The 20,483-nt window shown below is 64.9% G+C and carries 18 protein-coding genes; 13 read left to right on the forward strand and 5 right to left on the reverse strand.

The features are described 5' to 3' along the window. The first annotated feature begins 1 nt into the window (after position 1). The 9 genes from MTR65_RS04145 to rnr all read left to right on the forward strand — a co-directional run bounded on the left by MTR65_RS04145 (position 2) and on the right by rnr (position 10,305). The gene (locus tag MTR65_RS04145) at positions 2–520 is read left to right on the forward strand and encodes a CvpA family protein (protein ID WP_243797344.1); all 519 of its coding nucleotides are present in this window, start codon (positions 2–4) and stop codon (positions 518–520) included. Then, on the forward strand, positions 520–945 hold the full coding sequence (locus MTR65_RS04150) for an iron-sulfur cluster assembly scaffold protein (protein ID WP_243797346.1): 426 nt from the start codon (positions 520–522) through the stop codon (positions 943–945). Before MTR65_RS04145 ends, MTR65_RS04150 begins: the two co-directional genes overlap by 1 nt. Before the next feature lie 59 nt (positions 946–1,004). Continuing rightward, positions 1,005–2,630 carry an MFS transporter gene (locus MTR65_RS04155; protein WP_243797349.1) on the forward strand — a complete coding sequence of 542 codons (1,626 nt, stop codon included), beginning with the start codon at positions 1,005–1,007 and terminating at the stop codon, positions 2,628–2,630. Continuing rightward, positions 2,620–3,666: an alanine racemase gene (locus MTR65_RS04160; protein ID WP_243797351.1), complete on the forward strand. Its 1,047-nt coding sequence runs from the start codon at positions 2,620–2,622 to the stop codon at positions 3,664–3,666. The genes MTR65_RS04155 and MTR65_RS04160 overlap by 11 nt, the downstream gene beginning before the upstream one ends. A gap of 96 nt (positions 3,667–3,762) precedes the next feature. Further along, entirely contained in the window at positions 3,763–4,323 is a 561-nt protein-coding gene (gene phaR, locus MTR65_RS04165) for a polyhydroxyalkanoate synthesis repressor PhaR (RefSeq protein WP_039393723.1), read from the forward strand. A 101-nt stretch (positions 4,324–4,424) separates the two neighbouring features. Then, positions 4,425–5,963 (forward strand): proline--tRNA ligase, encoded by a 1,539-nt coding sequence (gene proS, locus MTR65_RS04170; protein WP_243797353.1) that lies wholly within the window; start codon positions 4,425–4,427, stop codon positions 5,961–5,963. Positions 5,964–5,988: 25 nt separating this feature from the next. After that, positions 5,989–6,594 carry a DUF805 domain-containing protein gene (locus tag MTR65_RS04175; protein ID WP_243797355.1) on the forward strand — a complete coding sequence of 202 codons (606 nt, stop codon included), beginning with the start codon at positions 5,989–5,991 and terminating at the stop codon, positions 6,592–6,594. A 48-nt stretch (positions 6,595–6,642) separates the two neighbouring features. Continuing rightward, positions 6,643–7,974, forward strand: coding sequence for a M20/M25/M40 family metallo-hydrolase (locus MTR65_RS04180; RefSeq protein WP_419145028.1), 1,332 nt, complete (start codon positions 6,643–6,645; stop codon positions 7,972–7,974). A 60-nt stretch (positions 7,975–8,034) separates the two neighbouring features. Beyond that, positions 8,035–10,305 (forward strand): ribonuclease R, encoded by a 2,271-nt coding sequence (rnr, locus tag MTR65_RS04185; protein WP_243797357.1) that lies wholly within the window; start codon positions 8,035–8,037, stop codon positions 10,303–10,305. A 68-nt stretch (positions 10,306–10,373) separates the two neighbouring features. Here the strand turns inward: rnr and MTR65_RS04190 are convergent, their stop codons facing one another. After that, the gene (locus MTR65_RS04190; RefSeq protein WP_039395529.1) at positions 10,374–10,835 is read right to left on the reverse strand and encodes a universal stress protein; all 462 of its coding nucleotides are present in this window, start codon (positions 10,833–10,835) and stop codon (positions 10,374–10,376) included. Positions 10,836–10,999: 164 nt separating this feature from the next. On the opposite strand from MTR65_RS04190, the gene MTR65_RS04195 reads away from it, so the two are divergent. From MTR65_RS04195 to lpdA, 4 genes are read left to right on the forward strand one after another with little or no spacing between them, the layout of a single operon-like run. Next, complete coding sequence (locus MTR65_RS04195; protein ID WP_243797359.1) at positions 11,000–12,298, forward strand: pyruvate dehydrogenase complex dihydrolipoamide acetyltransferase; 1,299 nt, start codon at positions 11,000–11,002, stop codon at positions 12,296–12,298. Position 12,299: 1 nt separating this feature from the next. Next, positions 12,300–12,704: an acyl-CoA thioesterase gene (locus tag MTR65_RS04200; protein ID WP_243797361.1), complete on the forward strand. Its 405-nt coding sequence runs from the start codon at positions 12,300–12,302 to the stop codon at positions 12,702–12,704. 1 nt (position 12,705) lies between these two features. Further along, on the forward strand, positions 12,706–13,095 hold the full coding sequence (locus MTR65_RS04205) for an acyl-CoA thioesterase (RefSeq protein WP_371710868.1): 390 nt from the start codon (positions 12,706–12,708) through the stop codon (positions 13,093–13,095). Between the two features lie 4 nt (positions 13,096–13,099). Beyond that, positions 13,100–14,512, forward strand: a complete 1,413-nt coding sequence (lpdA, locus tag MTR65_RS04210; RefSeq protein WP_243797364.1) for a dihydrolipoyl dehydrogenase — start codon at positions 13,100–13,102, stop codon at positions 14,510–14,512. An 83-nt stretch (positions 14,513–14,595) separates the two neighbouring features. On the opposite strand, the gene MTR65_RS04215 is transcribed toward lpdA, so the two are convergent. The 4 genes from MTR65_RS04215 to MTR65_RS04230 all read right to left on the reverse strand — a co-directional run bounded on the left by MTR65_RS04215 (position 14,596) and on the right by MTR65_RS04230 (position 20,340). Next, positions 14,596–16,479: an AMP-binding protein gene (locus MTR65_RS04215; RefSeq protein WP_243797366.1), complete on the reverse strand. Its 1,884-nt coding sequence runs from the start codon at positions 16,477–16,479 to the stop codon at positions 14,596–14,598. A 71-nt stretch (positions 16,480–16,550) separates the two neighbouring features. Beyond that, a complete protein-coding gene (locus MTR65_RS04220; RefSeq protein ID WP_226635467.1) occupies positions 16,551–17,066 on the reverse strand; it encodes a GNAT family N-acetyltransferase in 516 nt (171 codons plus the stop codon). Positions 17,067–17,189: 123 nt separating this feature from the next. Then, the gene (locus MTR65_RS04225; protein ID WP_243797369.1) at positions 17,190–18,866 is read right to left on the reverse strand and encodes an MFS transporter; all 1,677 of its coding nucleotides are present in this window, start codon (positions 18,864–18,866) and stop codon (positions 17,190–17,192) included. A 67-nt stretch (positions 18,867–18,933) separates the two neighbouring features. Continuing rightward, positions 18,934–20,340 (reverse strand): DcaP family trimeric outer membrane transporter, encoded by a 1,407-nt coding sequence (locus MTR65_RS04230; RefSeq protein ID WP_243797372.1) that lies wholly within the window; start codon positions 20,338–20,340, stop codon positions 18,934–18,936. Between the last annotated feature and the right edge of the window lie 143 nt (positions 20,341–20,483).

Raw genomic sequence — 20,483 nt, forward strand, 5'->3', positions numbered from 1 at the left:
CATGACTGGTTTCGACATGGCTGCGCTGCTTTTCGTTGCCCTGGGCGCGGCGACGGGCTTTGTGCGCGGCTTTGTCCAGGAAGTCCTGGCCCTCTCGGCGTGGATCTTCGCGATCTTTGCGATCCGTATGCTGCACACGCCGCTCACCTACCAGCTCGAGAACTACCTTGGCGACAGCTCGAGCGTGAGCATCCTCGCCTTCGCTCTGCTGCTTCTGGTGCCCTACATCGTGGTCAAGATGGTGGCGAAGTGGGCCGGATCGCAGAGCCGCAAGTCGGTGCTGGGTCCCATCGACCGGGTGCTCGGTTTCGGTTTCGGGGCGATGAAGGGCATCATCATCATCGTCCTGGCGTTCTCGGTTCTGATGCTGGGCTATGACACCGTCTGGGGCATTGCCGGCCGTCCTGACTGGGTCACGCAATCGCGCACCTACCCCTTCATCAACGCCAGCAGCGAAGCGATGGTGCAGATGATCTCGGAGCGCCGCACGGCCATGCTGAGCGAAGGGGAGGGCGCCTGATGTCGGCAACGGTCCTCTACACCCCCGATGTGCTCGCACTAGCCATGGACCTGGCCGCCTATCCTCTGGCAAGCGACCTGCCGCATGTGGCTGAGGCCCGTTCCCCTACCTGCGGAAGCCAGCTCAGGCTTGGCCTCGACAGTGGCCCAGATGAACGCATTGTCCGTGTCGGCATATCCGCGCAGGCCTGCGCCATCGGCCAGGCTGCGGCCGCGATCTTTGCCAAGGGCGCGCAAGGGCAGAGCGCGGCCGAACTGGCCCAGGCCCGCGGCGAGATCCGAAGCTGGCTTTCGGGTGAGGGGGCGATGCCCGGATGGCCCGGCTTTGACACGCTCGCGGCCGTTCCGGACTACCCGGGGCGGCACGGCGCGGTGCTGCTCGCCTGGGATGCGGCGCAAGAGGCCCTTTCCTCTCTCGCCGAGTAACGCTACCCTCCTTCCGGAGAGAGGCCTGAGAACAGGCTCTGGGGGGAGAGGTCCGGTTCATGGCAGGGACGCATCTGCACGTAGCAGACACACAGCCAAGCGCTTCCGATATTCGGCTCGTGATTGCCGCATCGTCGATGGGGACGGTGTTCGAATGGTATGATTTCTTCATCTATGGGACGCTGGCCGCGATCATCGGCCAGACGTTCTTCCCCTCGGGCAATGAAACGCTGGAGACCCTGCTCGTCTGGGCCGGCTTTGCGGTTGGCTTCGGGTTTCGGCCGCTGGGCGCGATCCTGTTCGGCTTTCTGGGGGACAGGCTCGGTCGCAAGTACACGTTTCTTGTTACGGTCACCCTCATGGGCATCGCGACGGCGGGTGTGGGGCTCATTCCCTCGGCCTCCTCGATCGGACTTGCCGCGCCTGCCATCGTCCTGTGCCTTCGCGTGATGCAGGGGCTCGCGCTTGGCGGCGAGTACGGTGGGGCGGCGATCTACGTCTCGGAGCATTCGCCCCCGGAACGACGTGGCTACTTTACGGGCTACATTCAGGCGAGCGTGGTGGGCGGCTTCGTCCTCAGCCTCATCGTCGTGCTGGGGTGCAAGGCGCTCATGCCCGAGGCGCTGTGGCTGGAGTGGGGCTGGCGGGTGCCCTTCCTGCTCTCGCTCGTACTGCTGGGCATTTCCTTATGGATGCGCCTCAAGCTCTCGGAGAGCCCGGTCTTCCAGGCCATGCGCGCCGAAGGCGAGATCGCGGGCAATCCTTTTAAGGAGAGTTTTACCTATCCCGGCAACCGCAAGCGCATCTTCATCGCGCTGTTCGGGATCGCGGCCGGACTGACCGTGATCTGGTACACCGCGATGTTCTCTGCGCTTGGCTTTCTCAAGGGGGCCATGCGGGTCGAGAGCACCATGGCCGAGATCATTATCGGCGCGAGTGCAGCGCTTGGCATGGTCTTCTTCGTCCTCTTCGGCGCGCTGTCCGATCGGATCGGGCGCAAGAAGCCGATTGTCTGGGGGTATGCGCTGACGCTCGTGCTGCTGTTCCCGGCGTTCTGGATCATGGGCCAGAGTGCAAATCCCGACCTCGTCAGGACCAACGCGGCCGTGCCCGTAAAGGTCGAGGGCGCGGGATGCCGTTACAGTCCGTTTGCCGAGGAGCAGGCAACGCCCTGCGCGAGCCTCCTGGGCGATCTCACCGGGCTGGGAGTAACCTATTCGGTCGTTCCCAGTGACGCACTGAAACTCCGCATCGGGGAGCGCGCCATCACCCTCGATACGTTCCCGTCGGCTGCCGAGCGCACGGCGCGCCTCAAAGGCTGGTTGGAAGAGGCCGGCTACAGCTTCGAGACGGTCCGGCCCGGCGCCTGGGACGCCATTCGCATCGGGGCCATGCTGCTTCTCCTCATGGCGCTCTCCGGCGCGACCTACGGGCCGGTTGCGGCTCTGCTCGCCGAGATGTTCCCTCCCCAGATCCGCTACAGCTCGATGTCGATCCCCTATCATATCGGGACAGGCTATTTCGGAGGTTTCCTGCCGCTCATTTCCAGCTACATGGTCGCCAGCAGCGGGAATCCGTATCAGGGTCTTTGGTATACCTGGATCGTGGTCGCGTTCGCGCTGCTGATTTCCCTTTGGGGCCTGCGTGGCGGGCCTCCGCGCGACTTTGGACACGATGCACCCTGAACGGCCCCAGGCGCCCCTGCGCCTCGATTTTGACGACGACGCCCTGATCGCAAACTGGAAGGCGCTCGACCGGCTCTCCGGCGCGGCGCGGGCGGGCGCTGCGGTGAAGGCGAACGCGTACGGTACCGGCGCGCGCCATGCCGTGCCGCTATTGCTTCGGGCAGGGTGCCGCGATTTCTTCGTGGCGCACTGGGGCGAAGTGACCGATGCGGTTCCGGCGGTTGATCCCGGCATGGTGTCGGTCCTGCATGGCCCGTTGACGCAGGCCGACGCCGCCTTCGCAAAGGCGTGCGGTGTGAAGCCAGTGATCAATTCCCTGGCCCAGGCGCGGCGCTGGCTGGCTGCGGGTGGCGGTCGCTGCGATCTCATGGTCGACACCGGCATGAACCGTCTCGGTGTTGCCATGGACGAGCTGGGCGACCCGGCACTGGCCCGGCTCGATGTCGATGTCCTGCTCTCGCACCTTGTCGCCTCGGAAGAGGAGACCCCGCTCAACGAAGTGCAGCGCACGCGCTGGACGGAGGCGCGAGGCACCCTCACGCATCGCCGTGCCAGTCTTGCCAACAGCGCCGGGATTGGCCTTGGCGAGGAATATCATGGCGACCTGACCCGGCCGGGGCTGGGGCTCTACGGAGGACTGCCACGCGTCGAAATGGCACCGGACTTGCGCCAGGTCGTGCGCCCGCAGGCGGCCGTACTGCAGGTGCGGGACCTCGAAGCCGGGGAGAGCGTGGGCTACAACGCGACCTTTACCGCGCCGCGCGCCATGCGGGTGGGCACGCTGGCTCTGGGCTACGCCGATGGCTTCCTGCGCTGCTGGTCGGGCAAGGGCATGTTTCGCGATGGCGAAGGCGCGGCTTTGCCGGTTCTCGGTCGGGTCAGCATGGACCTGACGGTCGTCGATCTGGGCGCAGCACCCGATGTTCGTGAGGGCGACTGGCTGACGCTGGACTATTCGCTGCCTGAGGCGTCCGAACTCTCCGGCCTGACCCAGTATGAACTGCTGACCTCGCTGGGCCGTCGTTTCGGGCGTTAAAAGCGGTTAATACCGTCTATTGCTGCGCAGCAAATCCTGTTGCAACGCGACATATCCGGGTGGTACGGTTCATCCATAGATAACTGAGGATTGCGCATGGCTGACAAGGCATCCAAGGACGACGGCACGGTCATCATCAAGAAGTACGCGAACCGGCGTCTCTACAACACCCGCTCGTCGAGCTACATCACGCTCGACCATCTCGCGAAGATGACGCGCGAAGGTGTGGACTACAAGGTGCTCGACGCCAAGTCGGGGACCGACATCACCCACACCATCCTGACGCAGATCATCATGGAAGAGGAATCGAACGGCGAGCAGATGCTGCCCGTCAACTTCCTGCGTGAGCTGATCGGCATGTACGGCAACTCGATGCAGTCGCTGATCCCGCACTACCTCGAAGCCTCGATGGAAAATTTCCGGGCCAACCAGTCCAAGCTCGCCAAGACCTTCGAGGACAGCCTCGGCAACAACCCGCTGGCCAAGCTTGCCGAACAGAACATGGCCATGTTCCGCGCCGCATCGGCCGCCTTCATGCCCGGAGCCGAGAAGCCCGAAACACCCGCTCCCAAGTCGGAAGATGGGGACAAGGACCTCGCGGCGCTGCGCGATCAGATGGCCGAAATGCAGAAGAGGCTTGACGCGCTCGGCAAATAAGTATCTGCGCATGGGCATGGTGCCGGTGATTCCGGCACACTGATTTTTCACCCAAGGGCGGCCATTCGGCCGCCTTTAATGCAGATACAGAAAGATTGCCCGTGTCCGCTATCCGCCATGCCCTGAACACCAAGCGTGAAAACGACTTCGCGCAGTGGTACCAGGAAGTGATCGCCGAGGCCGAGCTGGCCGAAGAATCCGGTGTCCGTGGTTGCATGGTGATCAAACCCTGGGGCTACGGCATCTGGGAGCGCATGCAGCGCCTGATGGACGACCGCATCAAGGATGCTGGCGTCGACAATTGCTATTTCCCACTGTTCATCCCGCTCTCCTACTTCTCCAAGGAAGCCGAGCACGTGGATGGCTTCGCCAAGGAAATGGCCGTCGTCACTCACCACCGTCTGGTATCGGACGGGAAGGGTGGCCTGGTTCCCGATCCCGAGGCCAAGCTCGAAGAGCCGCTGATCGTGCGCCCGACCTCGGAAACCGTGATCGGCCAGGCCATGGGCCGCTGGATCCAGTCCTGGCGCGACCTGCCGCTGATGACCAACCAGTGGGCCAACGTCGTGCGTTGGGAAATGCGCACCCGCATGTTCCTGCGCACGAGCGAGTTCCTCTGGCAGGAAGGGCACACCGCCCACGCCGACCGCGTCGGTGCGATGGAAGAGACGCTGCGCGCACTCGAAATGTACCGCGAGTTCGCAGAAGACGTTTTGGCAATGCCTGTGATCGCTGGCGAGAAGCCCGAGAACGAGCGTTTCCCGGGCGCCGATGCGACCTACTCGATCGAGGCCATGATGCAGGACGGCAAGGCGCTCCAGGCGGGCACTTCGCATTACCTGGGCACCGGCTTCGCCAAGGCGGCGGGCATCAGCTATCAGGATCGTGAAGGCCAGCAGCAGCTGTGCCACACGACGTCGTGGGGCACCTCGACCCGCATGGTCGGCGGGCTCATCATGACCCATGGTGACGACGATGGCCTGCGCGTGCCGCCCGCCGTGGCGCCGCACCAGATCGTCATTCTCCCGATGCTGCGCGACAAGCCGGAAGATGCCGCGCTGCTGGCCTACTGCGAGGACCTGCGCAAGGCACTCGGCGCACGTCAGGCCATGGGCGAGAAGATCCGCGTCCTGCTCGACAAGCGTCCGGGCAAGGCCGCGCTCAAGCGCTGGGGCTGGGTCAAGAAGGGCGTTCCGCTGATCCTGGAGATCGGTGGGCGCGACGCCGAGAACGGACAGATCACCGTCGTGCGCCGCGACCAGCTCTGGAACGAGGCGGGCAAGGTCAACTTCAAGGCCATGGCGCGCGAGGCTTTCCTTGGTATCGCTGCCGGCGAACTGGAAGACCTTCAGGCCTCGCTCTTCGCGGAAGCCAAGGCCAAGCGCGACGCCAATATCTCGCGCGTTTCGACCTTCGAGGAACTCGAGGCCTTCTTTGCTCCCAGCAAGAAGTACCCGGGTTGGGCTGAAGTGCAGTGGTCGCGACCCACCGGTGTGCAGCTGGAAGAGATCGTGCAGCGCCTGAAGGCGCTCAAGCTCACCATGCGCAACACGCCCATGGATGCTGAGCCGGTCAGCGGTGCGTGCATCTTCACAGGTGAACCCGCCGCCGAACGCATCTACGTCGCGCGCGCTTACTAGAGCCTGCGCAAACAAGGACCGATCCATGAACGTGATAGAGCCGATCCGGCATTGCCTTTCGAACCTCGTCACGTTCACCGGTCGCGATTCGCGCACGACCTTCTGGATCTACACCGCGTTTCTCGTGGTGCTCTATTTCGCCGTATCGTGGATCTATGGCTTGATCGTGGGCGGCGCGATGGTGCTGGACGGCATCAACGCCATCTCGTCCAACCCGGGCAGCGCAAATGAAGCTGCCGTGGCCGATGCGATTAGAACACGCATGGCATCCACTCTGGTTGGCACGATCTGGGTCAACGCAATTGCCTCCCTTGTCGCAACCGGATTGCTGGCCGCCGCGTTCGTGCGCCGCCTCCACGATTCCGGCAAGCCGGGCTGGATTGCAGGCCTTGCCGTTGCGCTCAAGCTCGTCGGCATCGGGGGCGGCATTGCCAGCATCCCGCTTGTTACGGCGGCGTTCGAAAAGCTTGACTTCGCGCATCCGGAAACCATGCAGGCCGACCTTCAGGGCCTGAACAGTTCGCCAGCGGTCCTCCTGGGCATGGTACCCCTGCTGCTTGTCGTGGTCTTTGGCATCATGGGCTCGAGCGATGGCGATAACCGCTACGGCCCGGAACCCGACGACTACTGACCTGAGCAAGGCTTGCTTTCTGCGTTGGCGCGGGGAACATTGCGCGCCATGAACGCTCGCATTTTCCACACCGCAATCGCGCTTGGCGCCGTCCTTTCCCCAATGACCGCCCACGCGGACCCGGCATCCCAGACGCGTCTGCGCAGCGATGTCGAAACGCTCGTCTCGTTCGGAACCCGCCACACCTTGTCCTCGGCGAGCGATCCGGCGCGCGGGATCGGCGCAGCTCGGACCTGGGCCGCACGCGAGTTCGCGAAGATCGGTACGTCGTGCGGGAACTGCCTCGACATCGTTCAGCCGGAACAGACGGTCACCGGACGCCGCGTCCCCGAGCCGACGCGCATTGTCGATGTGGTCGCGATCCAGCGTGGGACCGAGCGGCCCGATGAAGTCGTGATCGTACAGGGGCACATCGACAGCCGGGTAAGCGACGTCATGGACGCAACCAGCGATGCGCCCGGCGCCAACGACGATGCCTCGGGCGTAGCTCTCGTCCTCGAGGCCGCGCGCGCGCTCTCCCAGCAGAAGTTCCCGACAACGATAGTCTACGCCGCGCTCTCCGGAGAGGAACAGGGGCTCCTGGGCGGCAAGGTGCTGGCCGACTACGCCAAGGCGCAGGGCTGGACGGTGAAGGCGGTTCTCAACAACGATATCGTGGGCGGTTCGTGCGGCTCGGACGGCTATTGCGACGATGCCCATGTGCGCCTTTTCTCCGAGGGGCCCCGCGCCGATGCGACCGACGAGACGCGCAGCGCCGCACGGCGCTTTGGCGGCGAGAATGACAGTCCGGGACGCAATCTTTCGCGTTTCATTACTGGCCTTGCGCCCGATCTCGACCCCGCCTTTGACGTGCGCGAGATCTGGCGCGCGGACCGCATGGGGCGTGGCGGTGACCAGACGCCATTCCTGGAACTGGGCTATCCGGCCGTACGCTTCACCGTGGCGGTGGAGAACTACGATCACCAGCACCAGGACCTGCGGACCGAGGGCGGCACCTTCTACGGGGACACGGTCGAGTACATGGATTTTCCCTATCTTGCCAAGGTCACCGATCTCAACATCGCGGCGCTTGGCGCCCTGGCGAAGGCGCCGATGCCGCCCGCGCCCCATGCCGATGCGGCGGTGAAGACCTGGACCGATGTGACCTGGGAGCCGGTCGTGGGCGCGGCGAGCTATTCGGTCTGGAAGCGTGCGACCAACGCGGCGGACTGGGAGGCCGAGCCCGTCATCAAGGCAACCTCCGAGACCGCCGTCAAACTGGAAGGTCTTCGCGGCGATGACTGGATCCTGGGCGTCAGCGCCAGTTCGCCGAGCGGTGCCCAGAGCCCGATCGCGGCTGCGGTGCCGGGCGGGGCCTTTCATCCGCTCCAGCAGGACTGACGCGGCCTCAACGCGTCGCTGCCCATTGCATTCGGGCCCTGTGTGTCCCATGGCAAGGCTATGGCATTCAAGAAACGGCCCGAACCGGGGCTGCCGACGCGCAAGCAGATCCTCGACTTCATCCAGAACGCTGACGGCCCTGCCGGCAAGCGTGAGATCGCGCGCGCCTTCGCGCTGAAAGGGCAGGAAAAGATCCAGCTCAAGGCACTGCTCAAGGACATGGCCGAGGAAGGCCTGATCGACGGCAAGCGCACCGCATACCACCGCATGGGCGGGTTACCCAAGGTAACTGTGCTGCGGGTGATCGACATTGACGAGGGCGAGGCGATCGCCGTGCCCGACACCTGGCACCCCGAGGACGCGAGCCCTCCGCCGCGCATCCGCCTTGTCGAAGCCAAGGGCAAGCGCAACCCGATGGGGGCGCTCAAGAAAGGTGACCGTGTACTTTCCCGGACCGAGGAAACGGGTTCGGGCTGGCGTGGCTACCCGATGAAGAAGCTCGCCCTGCGCTCCGAGCAGATGCTGGGCGTGGTGGAGATCGACAAGTCGGGGCAGGGCTGGTTGCAGCCGGTGGACAAGCGCATCCGCCAGTCCTCCAAGATCAGCGATCTGGGCGGCGCCGAAGCGGGCGAGCTCGTGCTGGCCGAGCCCATCGGCAAGTCGGTGCGCGCGGCGGTCAAGGTCACCGAAGTGCTTGGCGAACCGCTCGCGCCCAAGGCCTTCAGCCTGATCGCGATCCATAAGCATGGCATTCCCAACCATTTCGAGGAAGAGACGCTGGGCGAGGCCGAGGCCGCTGCGAAGCTGCCGCTCAGCCACGTGGACCGCGAGGACCTGCGCCATCTTCCGATCGTGGCCATCGACCCCTCGGACGCGCGCGACCATGACGACGCGATCTGGGCGCAGCCGCGCGAGGACGGGGGCTTCGACGCGCTCGTCGCGATTGCCGACGTCTCGTTCTACGTGCGCCCGGGCGGCAGCATCGACAGGGAAGCGCGCAAGCGCGGCAATTCGGTCTATTTCCCCGACCGCGTCGTGCCCATGCTGCCCGAGATCCTGAGTGCCGACGTCTGTTCGCTGCGCTCGGGCGAGGATCGCGCGGCCATGGCCTGCCACATGACGATCGATGCGCAGGGCAAGGTCATCGACTGGCGCTTCACCCGCGCCATCGTGCGCATCGACGAAGTGATCGCCTACGAGGAAGCGCAGGCCCGCATCGATGAAGACCGCGCCGGGGCCAACCTCCAGGGCCTGTGGGCCTGCTGGAAGGCGCTTGCCGCGGCCCGCAAGGCGCGCGACCCACTCGAACTGGAACTGCCCGAACGGCGCGTCCAGCTGGACGCGGAAGGGCGCATCACCGAGATCGCCACGCGCGAGCGTCTCGATGCGCACCGCGTGGTCGAGGACTTCATGATCTCGGCCAACGTCGCGGCGGCAAAGGCGCTGGAAGCCAAGGTCGCGCCGGTCGTCTACCGCGTCCACGAGGCGCCGAGCCGCGAGAAACTGGTGGCCCTGAAGGACTACCTTGCCACCTTCGACATGAAGCTGGCGATGGGGCAGGTCATCACGCCGGGGCTGTTCAACCGGATGCTCAAGGACATTTCAGACGAGGCCGAGAAGGCGCTCATCATGGAAGCGGTTCTGCGCAGCCAGACGCAGGCGTACTATGGGCCGCGCAACGCCGGGCACTTCGGTCTTGCGCTGGGCTCCTACGCGCACTTCACCTCGCCGATCCGCCGTTATGCCGACCTTCTGGTCCACCGTGCGCTCGTCGATGCCTACCATCTTGAGCAACCGGCTCCCAAGGGCGACATCCCGGCAACCAGTGGCCTCTCCGAGCGCGACCGCGAAGACTTGGGCCGGGTGACCGATGCCATCAGCAAGGCCGAGCGCCGTGCGATGGAAGCCGAGCGCGAAACCATCGACCGCTATGTTGCGGCCTGGCTCGCCTCGCGTGTGGGCGAGGTCTTCCAAACCCGCATCACCGGCGTCCAGAAGTTCGGTTTCTTCGCAACGATCATTTCGCTGGGCGGCGATGGGCTCGTCCCGGTCTCGACGCTGGGCGACGAGCGCTTCGATTACGACGAGAAGAAGCAGGTCCTCGAAGGCGAGCGGAGCGGCACGACGTACGCCATCGGCCAGATCCTGCCGCTGCGCCTCGCCGAAGCGAACCCACTGACCGGCGCACTCAAGTTCGAGCTGGAAGAGGGCGGTGGCCGGATCGAACCGCGTGGCAAACCCGCGCCGCTCAAGCACCGCGGCAAGCACCTTGTCGGAAATCGCGGTCGCCCGGCGAACATCCGCCATCAGGGGCGCGGCAAGAAGCGCTGACCCTGATAGGAACTGGCATCGCCCCGACGAAATCGGTCGGCGCGATGCCGGGTGTGACATCCTAAGACCTAGTTGTCGGCCAGGCGCTCGATGGCCGCATCGTCTAGGTTGCCTGGGACGACGAAAACGGGACAGGCCATGCGCGCAAGGCCCGATCCGGTGAAGTGCGAGACGAGGGGGCCCGGGCCTCCCTCGCGTGCAGCGCCGAGCACCAGCGCGGAGACTTCGGGGTGGGCTTCAAGGTACTTGCGCACGACCTTGATGTCCTCACCGACCTCGACGGAAATCAGCGGCATCTTCGCACCTTGCGAGAGCAGGTTGCCGGCCGCTGCCGTCACCAAAGTCTCGGCCCGCGCGCGCGCTTCTTCCTCGATGGTGGCCTGCACACCGGCGAAGGCGTTGAACTCCTGAGGGGGTACGATTGCAAGAAGGTGAAGTGCACCTTCAGTTTTTGCAGCTCTCCGCGCCGCATAGTGAAGGGCAACCAGAGCCTCGTCGCTTTCGTCCACAATGACCAGATATACGCGCATATTCATCCTCTCACCGCGCTTTATCAGGGGTATTGAGCCTGCGCGCAACCCATCCCATATGCGAAAAAAGCACCTGTTGGGAGCTTGTGCGCAAGCTGCAACTTGTTCAATGAAGGGGCAACCTGAAACGCCTCCCCACGGAATAAAGGGACAAAAAAGCTTCCATGCCCATCGAGATCAAGATGCCCGCCCTTTCCCCCACGATGGAAGAGGGCAAGCTGGCCAAATGGCTGGTCAAGGAAGGCGACACCGTCAGCTCGGGCGACATCATGGCCGAGATCGAAACCGACAAGGCCACGATGGAATTCGAGGCGGTCGATGAAGGCGTGATCGGCAAGATCGCCGTGCCCGAGGGCACCGAAGGCGTGAAGGTCGGCACGGTCATCGCGCTGCTGGCCGAGGAGGGTGAGGATGCCTCCGCTCTGGCCGACGCCGACGTCTCCGCAGCCCCGGCTTCGTCCCCTGCCATCAAGGAAGAGGAGGCTGCGGCCCCGGCTTCCAGCGCGCCCGCTCCCTCGCCGAGCCCGGCTCCCGCCGCCGCCAAGTCCGACGACAGCCGCATCAAGGCTTCGCCGCTCGCGCGCCGCATCGCCGCCGACAAGGGCCTCGACCTTGCCACCATCAAGGGCTCGGGCCCGAACGGTCGCATCGTGAAGGCCGACGTCGAGAACGCCGAGCCCGGCAAGGCCGAAGCGCCTGCCGCAGCCGCGGCTCCCGCGCCCGCAGCCGCACCGGCCGTCTCCAGCGCAGCCTCGATCCTGGACGATCGCGTGCCGCACACCATCGAGACGCTCTCGGGCATGCGCAAGACGATCGCCAAGCGCCTCACCCAGTCCAAGCAGGAAGCGCCGCACATCTACCTGTCGGTGGACGTGAAGCTCGACGCGCTGATGGCGCTGCGCGCGCAGGTCAACGAGACGCTCGCCAGCCGTGGCCTCAAGGTCTCGGTCAACGACATGCTGGTCAAGGCGCTCGGCATGGCGCTGGTCGAGGTTCCCGAGTGCAACGTGTCCTTCGCAGGAACCGAGCTCATCAAGTACGAGCGTGCCGACATTTCGGTCGCCGTCTCGATCCCCAATGGCCTGATCACCCCGATCGTGCCGGACGCCAACAACAAGTCGTTCTCGCAGATCGCGAAGATGACCAAGGACCTCGGCACCCGCGCCAAGGAAGGCAAGCTCAAGCCCGAGGAATACCAGGGCGGCACGGCTTCGATCTCGAACATGGGCATGATGGGCATCAAGTCCTTCTCGGCGGTGGTGAACCCGCCGCAGGGCATGATCATGGCGATTGGCGCCGGTCAGAAGCAGCCCTGGGTCATGGACGATGGTTCGCTCGGTGTTGCCACCGTGATGAGCGCGACCGGCAGCTTCGACCACCGCGCCATCGACGGTGCGGACGGTGCGCGCCTGATGGCCGCGTTCAAGGACTTCGTCGAGAACCCGCTCGGGATGATCGCCTGAGATGGACACGGGATCAGGGTATGGCGAGGTGGGTGATCTGGTCATCCGCGTCACCGCCATGCCCACCGATCTCAACCCCTACGGCGGGGTCTTCGGGGGCTGGCTGATGTGCCAGCTGGCCCTTGGCGCGAGTTCCCTCGTCACACGGCGCACCGGCCTCAAGGCCGTCGTCGTGGGCGCCACCGATTTCGCGTTTCCGGGCGCGATGCAGGTGGGCGACGAGCTCAACGTCTACGCCGATGTCCTGCGCGTGGGCCGCACCTCCATGACGGTGCGCACGCGCGGTTTCGGCCGCGCCCGGGCCAGTGACGAGGAGGTGGAAGTGGCCAACGGTACTTTCACTTTCGTCGGGCTCGATACGAACGACCGCCCCAAGCCCCTGTCCGACAGGCGCAAGGAAGCATGACATGCAGGATATGATCGCAGACAAGCGCGAGGCGGTGATCCGCGTCTCCGCGCGTCCCGCTGACACGAATGCCTATGGCGACATCTTCGGTGGCTGGCTGGTGAGCCAGATGGACATGGCCGCCGGCCTCATCGCCGCGCGCTTCTCGCGCGGGCGTGCCGTCACCATCGCCATGGATTCGATGCAGTTCCACAAGCCGGTGAGCATCGGGGACGAAGTCTCCGTCTACGGCGACATCCAGAAGGTGGGCCGCACCTCGATGACCATCGCCATCGAGGCCTGGCGCCGCCATCGCTATGAAGAAGAGCGCGTGAAGGTGACCCAGGCGGTCTTCACCTTCGTCGCGATCGACGAGGCGGGCAGGCCCCGCGAGATCGAACAGGAGAAATAAGACAGTGGCAGACACCTACGACGTCATCGTCCTCGGTTCCGGCCCCGGTGGCTACGTTTCGGCCATCCGCGCGGCGCAGCTTGGCCTGAAGACCGCCATTGTGGAGCGCGAGCTGCTCGGCGGCATCTGCCTCAACTGGGGCTGCATCCCGACCAAGGCGCTGCTGCGCTCGGCCGAGGTGTTCCACCAGATGCAGCATGCCAAGAACTACGGCCTGGCCGCGGACAACATCCGCGCCGATCTCGAGGCCGTGGTCAAGCGCTCGCGCGGCGTGGCCAAGCAGCTGAACCAGGGCGTCACGCACCTGATGAAGAAGAACAAGATCACCGTCCACATGGGCACCGGTACGCTGGTGGGCGACGGCAAGATCGAGGTTGCAGGCGAGAAGGGCAAGGAAACCATCTCGGCCAAGCACATCATCGTGGCGACCGGCGCGCGCGCGCGCGAACTCCCCAATGCGCCTGTCGACGGCAAGCGGGTGTGGACCTACCGCCACGCGATGACCCCGACCGAGATGCCGACCAAGCTGCTGGTCATGGGCTCGGGCGCGATTGGCGTCGAGTTCGCGAGCTTCTACAACGACATGGGCGTCGATGTGACCATCGTGGAGATGGTCGACCGCATCATGCCGGTGGAAGACAAGGACGTCTCGGCCTTCATGCACAAGGCGCTGACCAAGCAGGGCATGAAGATCCTGACCGAAACCGCCGTGCAGGACGTCAAGGCGGGCGCCAAGGACGTCAAGGTCAAGATCAAGGCCAAGGACGGCAAGGTCACCGAGGAAACCTACAGCCACGTGATCTCGGCCGTGGGCATCGTGCCCAACACCGAGAACGTGGGCCTGGAAAAAGTCGGTGCCAAGCTCGACCGCGGCTTCATCCAGATCGACGATTACGGGCGTACCGGCGTCAAGGGCCTGTGGGCCATCGGCGACTGCACCCCCGGTCCCTGGCTCGCCCACAAGGCCAGCCACGAGGGTGTGACGGCGGCCGAAGCCATTGCGCAGGAACTGGGCAACAAGGACGTGCACCCGCACGGTCTTGACCGCAACAACATCCCGGGCTGCACCTACTGCCACCCGCAGGTGGCCTCGGTCGGCATGACCGAAGCCAAGGCCAAGGAAGCCGGCTACACCGTGAAGGCGGGCACGTTCCCCTTCATCGGCAACGGCAAGGCCATCGCACTGGGCGAGCCGGAAGGCTTCGTGAAGACCGTGTTCGACGCGAAGACCGGCGAACTGCTGGGCGCGCACATGGTGGGCGCGGAAGTCACCGAGATGATCCAGGGCTATGTCGTGGGCAAGACGCTCGAGACGACCGAAGCCGAACTCATGCAGACGGTCTTCCCGCACCCCACGATCTCGGAATCGATGCACGAATCCGTGCTCGCTGCCTTCGGCCGCGCGATCCACATCTGATCGCCGCGTCCCCAAGGGGTTGGCAAACGAAGAAGGGCGGGCCTTGCGGTCCGCCCTTTCTCATTTCGGCTTCATTTGCGCTCTCAGGCCGCCGCCTTGGGGAAGACGACCGAACGGATCGCGTCGAGCGCGCCCGGATCCTCAATGGTCGGGGGCGGGGGGAAGTCTTCGCCGTTCATGATCTTGCGAAGGACATTGCGCAGGATCTTGCCCGAGCGGGTCTTGGGCAGCTGGGGTACGACAAAAGCGGTCTTGAGAGCGGCCACGGCGCCCAGTTCGCGGCGCACTTCGGCAATGACGCGAGGCGCGAGGCTCTCCAGATCGCTTGCCCCCGCGCGCGGGATCACGAAAGCAATCGGGATCTGACCCTTGAGAGCATCGTCCGCGCCAATCACCGCGCATTCGGCCACGCCATCGACGGTGGCCACGATCTGCTCCATCTGCCCGGTCGAGAGGCGGTGCCCGGCGACATTGATGATGTCATCGGTGCGCCCCATTATGTGGAGGAAACCCTCCTCGTCGAAATGGCCCGCATCGCCCGTCTCATAGAAGCCGGGGAAGGAGGTGAAGTTCTTCGCGTAGCCTGCCGGGTTGTTCCAGAGCGTGCGGAAGGCACAGGGGGCCAGGGGCTCACGCATGACGACGGCGCCGCTCTGCCCGTCAGGAACAGGCTGGCCATCTTCGCCCAGGATCGCAAAGGCGTTGCCCGGCACCGGAAAGCCCGCACTGCCGCGTTTGCGGCGCGTGTCGCCAAGGCCAAAACATGTGGCGATGGCGGGCGCGCCCAGTTCGGTCTGCCACCAGTGGTCGATGACCGGCAGGCGGGTGTGCTCCTCGGCCCAAGAGATCGTCTCGGGATCGGCGCGTTCTCCCGCCAGGAAAATCACCTTGAGGTCGCCGGTGCCGATTTCCTGGAGGAAACTTGCCTCCGGGTCTTCCTTGCGGATGGCGCGGATCGCGGTGGGGGCAGTGAAGAAGGTCTTGACCTTGTGGCGCTGGATAACGCGCCAGAAGGTGCCCGCATCGGGTGTGCCGACCGGCTTGCCTTCAAACAGGACCGTCGTCGCGCCGGCCAGCAGCGGCGCATAGACGATGTAGCTGTGGCCCACGACCCAGCCCACGTCCGAGGCTGCCCAGAACACATCCCCCGGCCCGATGTCGTAGATCGCGGGCATCGACCAGGCGAGGTTGACGGCGTGCCCCCCATTCTCACGCACGACGCCCTTCGGGGTGCCGGTCGTGCCGGATGTGTAGAGGATGTAGAGCGGATCGTTCGCCGCCATTTCCGCACAGGGCGGGACAGGAAGGTGCGCGGTTTCTTCACGCAGAGTGGCCCAATCGTGGTCGCGCGGGGCGATCAGTTCGGCGACCACCTGCGGACGCTGAAACACGAGAACGCTCTCGACCTCGTGGCGCGCGCTGGAAAGAGCCTCGTCGACGAGCGGCTTGTAGGCGATGGTGCGGCTACCCTCGATCCCGCACGAAGCGGTGAGGAGCGCACGCGGCGTCGCATCGTCGATGCGCTTGGCCAGTTCGTGCGCGGCAAAGCCTCCGAAGACAACCGAGTGGATCGCGCCCAGACGTGCGCAGGCCAGCATGGCAAACACGGTCTGCGGGATCATGGGCATGTAGATGACGACACGGTCGCCCCGTCCAACGCCCCGGGCCTCGAGCATGGCCGCGACGCGGCCGACCTCATCCTGCAATCCGGCATAGGTCCAGCGCTCGACGGTGCCGGTGACGGGGCTGTCGTAGATGAGGGCGCAATCCTCGCCGCGCCCGTTGGCGACATGGCGGTCGACCGCGTTCCACGCGGTGTTGAGCGTGCCTCCGGCGAACCAGCCCCGGTCGGGATCGTAGGTGGTGTCGGGCGGCGTGATCCAGTCGATTGCGCGCGCGGCCTGACTCCAGAACGCTTCGGGATGCTTGATGCTCAGATCCCAGGTCTGCCGATAGGCATCACTCATGTTGTCCTCTCCTCCTCATCCGACACCCCGATCTCCTCTTCTAGGGGGTGTCGGCCTCTCTTGTTGTGCCCCTATCGAAACGACTTGGACAGTACGACCATGGTAGGGTCTCCATCGAAGGGTTCGGGAACAAAGCCCTTCTCGCGTTCGAGTTCGATGGCGGCGTGGTTGTCGCGGCTTTCGATCGCGATGGCGCGGCGGCAACCCCGCTCCTTGGCCTGATTGGCCAGGAAATCGAGCATGGCCCAGCCCACGCCCTGGCCCTTGTAAGCGTTGGCCACCGAGATCGCGATTTCGCCCGTGTCGAGCGGGCCGTCGCAGGCGAGGAGGCCCGAAGCGATGAGTTCGCCGGTTGCGGTGTTGAAGCCCAGCCAGGATTCGGTGCGGAAGTGGTCGGCATGGACCATCGGCGCAAGCTGCGCTTCGCTGACGTGTTCGGCCGCTGCAAAGAAGCGGAAGCGGCGGTCCTCGTCACTCACCCGGTCGAAGAATTCCGAGAGGATCCCGGCATCGGCCTCGGTTGCGGGCCGCACGTCGAGATCGAGGCCTGAGCGGGTGGGGAGGGTGACGGCTGTAATAGTGGACATCTGGAATACTCCGTTTGGAGAGGGTGTACCGATATCTGTAAGCGCGCTGCCGCCCCCGCACCTTGATTGAAATCAGGTTGCGGGGGCGACGGGAAGTGGATCACGCTCTCACTTGGTGATCAATCAGTCGTCGATATTGCGACGGAACGTTTCGGGCAGGAAGATGACACCGATGACGACCGTCATGATCGCGACGACGACAGGGTACCACAGGCCGTAGTAGATATCGCCGGTTGCAGCGACCATCGCGAAGGCCGTGGTCGGCAGGAAGCCGCCGAACCAGCCGTTGCCCAAGTGGTAGGGAAGCGACATCGAGGTGTAGCGGATCTTGGTCGGGAACAGTTCGACCAGCATCGCGGCAATCGGGCCGTATACCATGGTGACGAGCACCACGAGGTAGAACAGGATCGCGACGACCTTGACCGTGTCGATCTCGTCCGGATTGGCCGCGGCCGGATAGCCCGTGTTGGCAAGCGCAGTGTCGACCTGGCCCTGGTAGGCGGTGATGGCGGCCGCGCGCGCCTCGCCCTGGATCCGAGCGGGATCGGGTGCGACGAGCGAGGTGCCTCCCACCGAGACCGAGGCGATGGTGCCCGCAGGGGCCTCGACATTGGTGTAGTTGATGCCGTTCTTGGCCAGGAACGCCTTGGCAATGTCGCAGCTGCTGGCGTCAAACTTGTTCTTGCCGATGGGGTCGAACTGGAACGAGCACTCGTCTTCATGGGCGGTCACGACGACAGGCGCCGAGGCCGTCGCGCGGGCAAGGGCCGGGTTGGCCGCTTCGGACAGCGCGTGGAAGGCAGGGAAGTAGCTCACCGCGCCAAGCAGGCAGCCGCCGAGGATGATGTACTTGCGCCCGATACGGTCGGACAGCCAGCCAAAGAAGACGAAGAGCGGGGTGCCCAGCGCCAGCGCGATGGCGATCAGATAGTTGGTCGTCGCGCCGTCCACCTTGAGGATCTTTTCGAGGTAGAACATCGCGTAGAACTGGCCGGTGTACCAGACGACCGCCTGGCCCGCGACCGCGCCGAACAGGGCAATCAGCACGAACTTGAGATTGCCCCACTGGCCGAAGGCCTCGGTAATGGGCGCCTTCGAGGTCGTGCCTTCCTCTTTCATCTTCTGGTAGACGGGGCTCTCGTTGAGCTGCAGGCGGATCCACATCGACACGCCCAGCAGGATGGCCGAGAGCAGGAACGGCACGCGCCAGCCCCAGCCTGCGAAGGTATCCTCGCCCATGCCGGTGCGCACGCCCAGTACGATCAGAAGTGCGGCGAAGAGGCCGAAGGTCGCCGTGATCTGGATGAAGCTGGTGTAGAGGCCGCGCTTGTTGGCAGGGGCGTGCTCGGCCACGTAGGTCGCCGCGCCGCCATATTCACCGCCCAGCGCCAGACCCTGGATCACGCGCAGCGCGACAAGGATGATCGGCGAGGCAATGCCCAGCGTGTCGTAGCCGGGCAGGAGGCCGACCGCGAACGTCGAAACGCCCATCAGGCCCATCGTGACAAGGAAGGTGTACTTGCGCCCGACAAGGTCGCCCACGCGACCGAACACGAGCGCACCGAAGGGGCGGACCGCGAAACCGGCCGCAAAGGCGCCGAGGGCAAGGATGAAGCCGGTGGTCTCGTTCACGCCCGAAAAGAACGTGCGCGAAATGAAACTGGCAAGAAGCCCGTAGAGATAGAAATCGTACCATTCGAACACCGTGCCCAGCGAGGACGCGGTGATGACCAGCTTCTCCTTGCCCGTGGCCTTGTGGTGCTTGGGCAAGCCATCGTATTCTTCGTATGTCGTGGCCATTGCAAACTCTCCCGTGATGGCCGCCGGTCCCCTTAAGCATGGGCCGGGCAGCCGCGTGTTGTCCCTCTTAGAAACTGTACTTGGCGGCGAACTCCATGCGGTCGAGCGCGCCGTCCGCGCCCGACACCGTCTCCCGCAGCGCGTGGCGGTATTCGACGCCGACGTCGAAATGCTCGACCGGCGTCCAGAACAGATTGGCCGCCGCACTCCAGGCCCGCTTGTTGGCCATGTCGTGGACCAGCAGGCCGCCGGGGTAACTGGCGCTCTGGTAGCCGCCCATGAAGGTCGAGCGCAGGGTGCCGCCCCATCCCAACTTGAGCGCGGCGAGCGCAGCGAAATTGTCGATGACGGCCAGTTCGGCGCCCGCCTGGGGTTGCATCACGTCGCCTACGAAGCCGAGCCCGAGGTAGCGCCCGATGCCCTGGCCATAGGTTGCCATGAAGCGCAGATCGTGGCGGTTGTCGGGACCGAAGGGGATCTTGCCCGAGCCCGAGATGCCCCAGCCTGCGGCGGTGTGCTTATCGCCTCCCAATTCCGAGCGCAGCTCGCGCACGATGCCTGCCAGGGTGAAATTGCCCAGCGAACTGGACCAGTTGAGCCGACCGACCAGATCGGGCAGGCGGTCCTCGTCGAGATCGAGATAACCTGGTGAAGCGCTGGACAGGATCTCGGTCTGCGGGTTCTCCAATGCAACCGCCAGCTCCAGTGCGGGGCTGAGCCGGGTGGTGTAGCGGATCTGCGTCTGGCGGTTGAATACAGTGCCCTCGATGGGCCCTGCAAAGTCGGTCGATTCTGGCAGGACCGCGGTGTTCTGGAACGTCGACCACTCCTGTCCGATCAGCCAATGGTCGTATTGCAGAAAAGCGCGGCGCAAGGTCGGTGTGTAGGGGTTTGTCGCACGCTGCGCGCCCGCAGGTGCGGTGGCGAGCGCGAAGTCGAATTCCAGGTAGCCCTTGATCTCCTTGTCGCCAACGGGCGTTGCGGCGCCTAGCGAGAAGCGGGTCTGGCGGGCCATCATGGTCATGTCGGTGCTCGACGGCGCATCGCCCACGGGAATGTGCTGGGGAAGGTAGAACTCCTTACCCAACGCGCCGACACCGACATCGCCCTCGCTCCAGCGCGAGGCAATCGCGTTGACACGCACATAGCCGCCTAGCGTGAAGCGGGTGGCGCCGACGGTGAAGCCGTTTTCGGTTTTGGGGCGGGCCGTTTCGGCAGCCGCGACGCGGGTCGCCACTTCGGCGTTCTGGGCGGTAACGCTTGCCAGCGCTTCCTGCGTGCGGGTGTCGGCGGCGGCCTGATCCTCGCGCGCAGCGGCGAGGTCCGCCCGCAATTGCTGCATCTCGGCCTCAAGCCGCTCAAGCCGGGCTTCCAGGGCCGCTTCGCGCTCGGTGATCGCGGCCTGGGCCACATGCGGGGCCGCCAGACTCGTCGCCGCGAGCAGGGCACAGGTCCAGCGCCTGTTCATGGACATCTCTCCTCTCCTCCAGTGCCCCGGCCGTGTCCATTCTCTTGGGAACGTGCCCGGGCCCTGATATGTTCTGCAAGATGAGAGACGGGCACCATCCCGACCTTTGGCGCAGTACTACGACCATTGTCTAATGTCGGTGGAGAACG

This window comes from Novosphingobium mangrovi (assembly GCF_022818885.1).
GTDB classification, from domain to species: Bacteria; Pseudomonadota; Alphaproteobacteria; order Sphingomonadales; family Sphingomonadaceae; genus Novosphingobium; species Novosphingobium mangrovi.

What these genes read in the sequence shown, in the direction of transcription:
- MTR65_RS04205 (WP_371710868.1), top strand. Translation starts at nt 12,706, where the DNA reads ATGCAGGATATGATCGCAGACAAGCGCGAGGCGGTGATCCGCGTCTCC.
- MTR65_RS04175 (WP_243797355.1), top strand. Translation starts at nt 5,989, where the DNA reads ATGAACGTGATAGAGCCGATCCGGCATTGCCTTTCGAACCTCGTCACG.
- MTR65_RS04180 (WP_419145028.1), top strand. Translation starts at nt 6,643, where the DNA reads ATGAACGCTCGCATTTTCCACACCGCAATCGCGCTTGGCGCCGTCCTT.
- MTR65_RS04145 (WP_243797344.1), top strand. Translation starts at nt 2, where the DNA reads ATGACTGGTTTCGACATGGCTGCGCTGCTTTTCGTTGCCCTGGGCGCG.
- MTR65_RS04155 (WP_243797349.1), top strand. Translation starts at nt 1,005, where the DNA reads ATGGCAGGGACGCATCTGCACGTAGCAGACACACAGCCAAGCGCTTCC.
- MTR65_RS04160 (WP_243797351.1), top strand. Translation starts at nt 2,620, where the DNA reads ATGCACCCTGAACGGCCCCAGGCGCCCCTGCGCCTCGATTTTGACGAC.
- phaR (WP_039393723.1), top strand. Translation starts at nt 3,763, where the DNA reads ATGGCTGACAAGGCATCCAAGGACGACGGCACGGTCATCATCAAGAAG.
- MTR65_RS04195 (WP_243797359.1), top strand. Translation starts at nt 11,000, where the DNA reads ATGCCCATCGAGATCAAGATGCCCGCCCTTTCCCCCACGATGGAAGAG.
- MTR65_RS04220 (WP_226635467.1), bottom strand. Translation starts at nt 17,066, where the DNA reads ATGTCCACTATTACAGCCGTCACCCTCCCCACCCGCTCAGGCCTCGAT.
- MTR65_RS04230 (WP_243797372.1), bottom strand. Translation starts at nt 20,340, where the DNA reads ATGTCCATGAACAGGCGCTGGACCTGTGCCCTGCTCGCGGCGACGAGT.
- MTR65_RS04150 (WP_243797346.1), top strand. Translation starts at nt 520, where the DNA reads ATGTCGGCAACGGTCCTCTACACCCCCGATGTGCTCGCACTAGCCATG.
- MTR65_RS04190 (WP_039395529.1), bottom strand. Translation starts at nt 10,835, where the DNA reads ATGCGCGTATATCTGGTCATTGTGGACGAAAGCGACGAGGCTCTGGTT.
- MTR65_RS04200 (WP_243797361.1), top strand. Translation starts at nt 12,300, where the DNA reads ATGGACACGGGATCAGGGTATGGCGAGGTGGGTGATCTGGTCATCCGC.
- MTR65_RS04215 (WP_243797366.1), bottom strand. Translation starts at nt 16,479, where the DNA reads ATGAGTGATGCCTATCGGCAGACCTGGGATCTGAGCATCAAGCATCCC.
- rnr (WP_243797357.1), top strand. Translation starts at nt 8,035, where the DNA reads ATGGCATTCAAGAAACGGCCCGAACCGGGGCTGCCGACGCGCAAGCAG.
- MTR65_RS04225 (WP_243797369.1), bottom strand. Translation starts at nt 18,866, where the DNA reads ATGGCCACGACATACGAAGAATACGATGGCTTGCCCAAGCACCACAAG.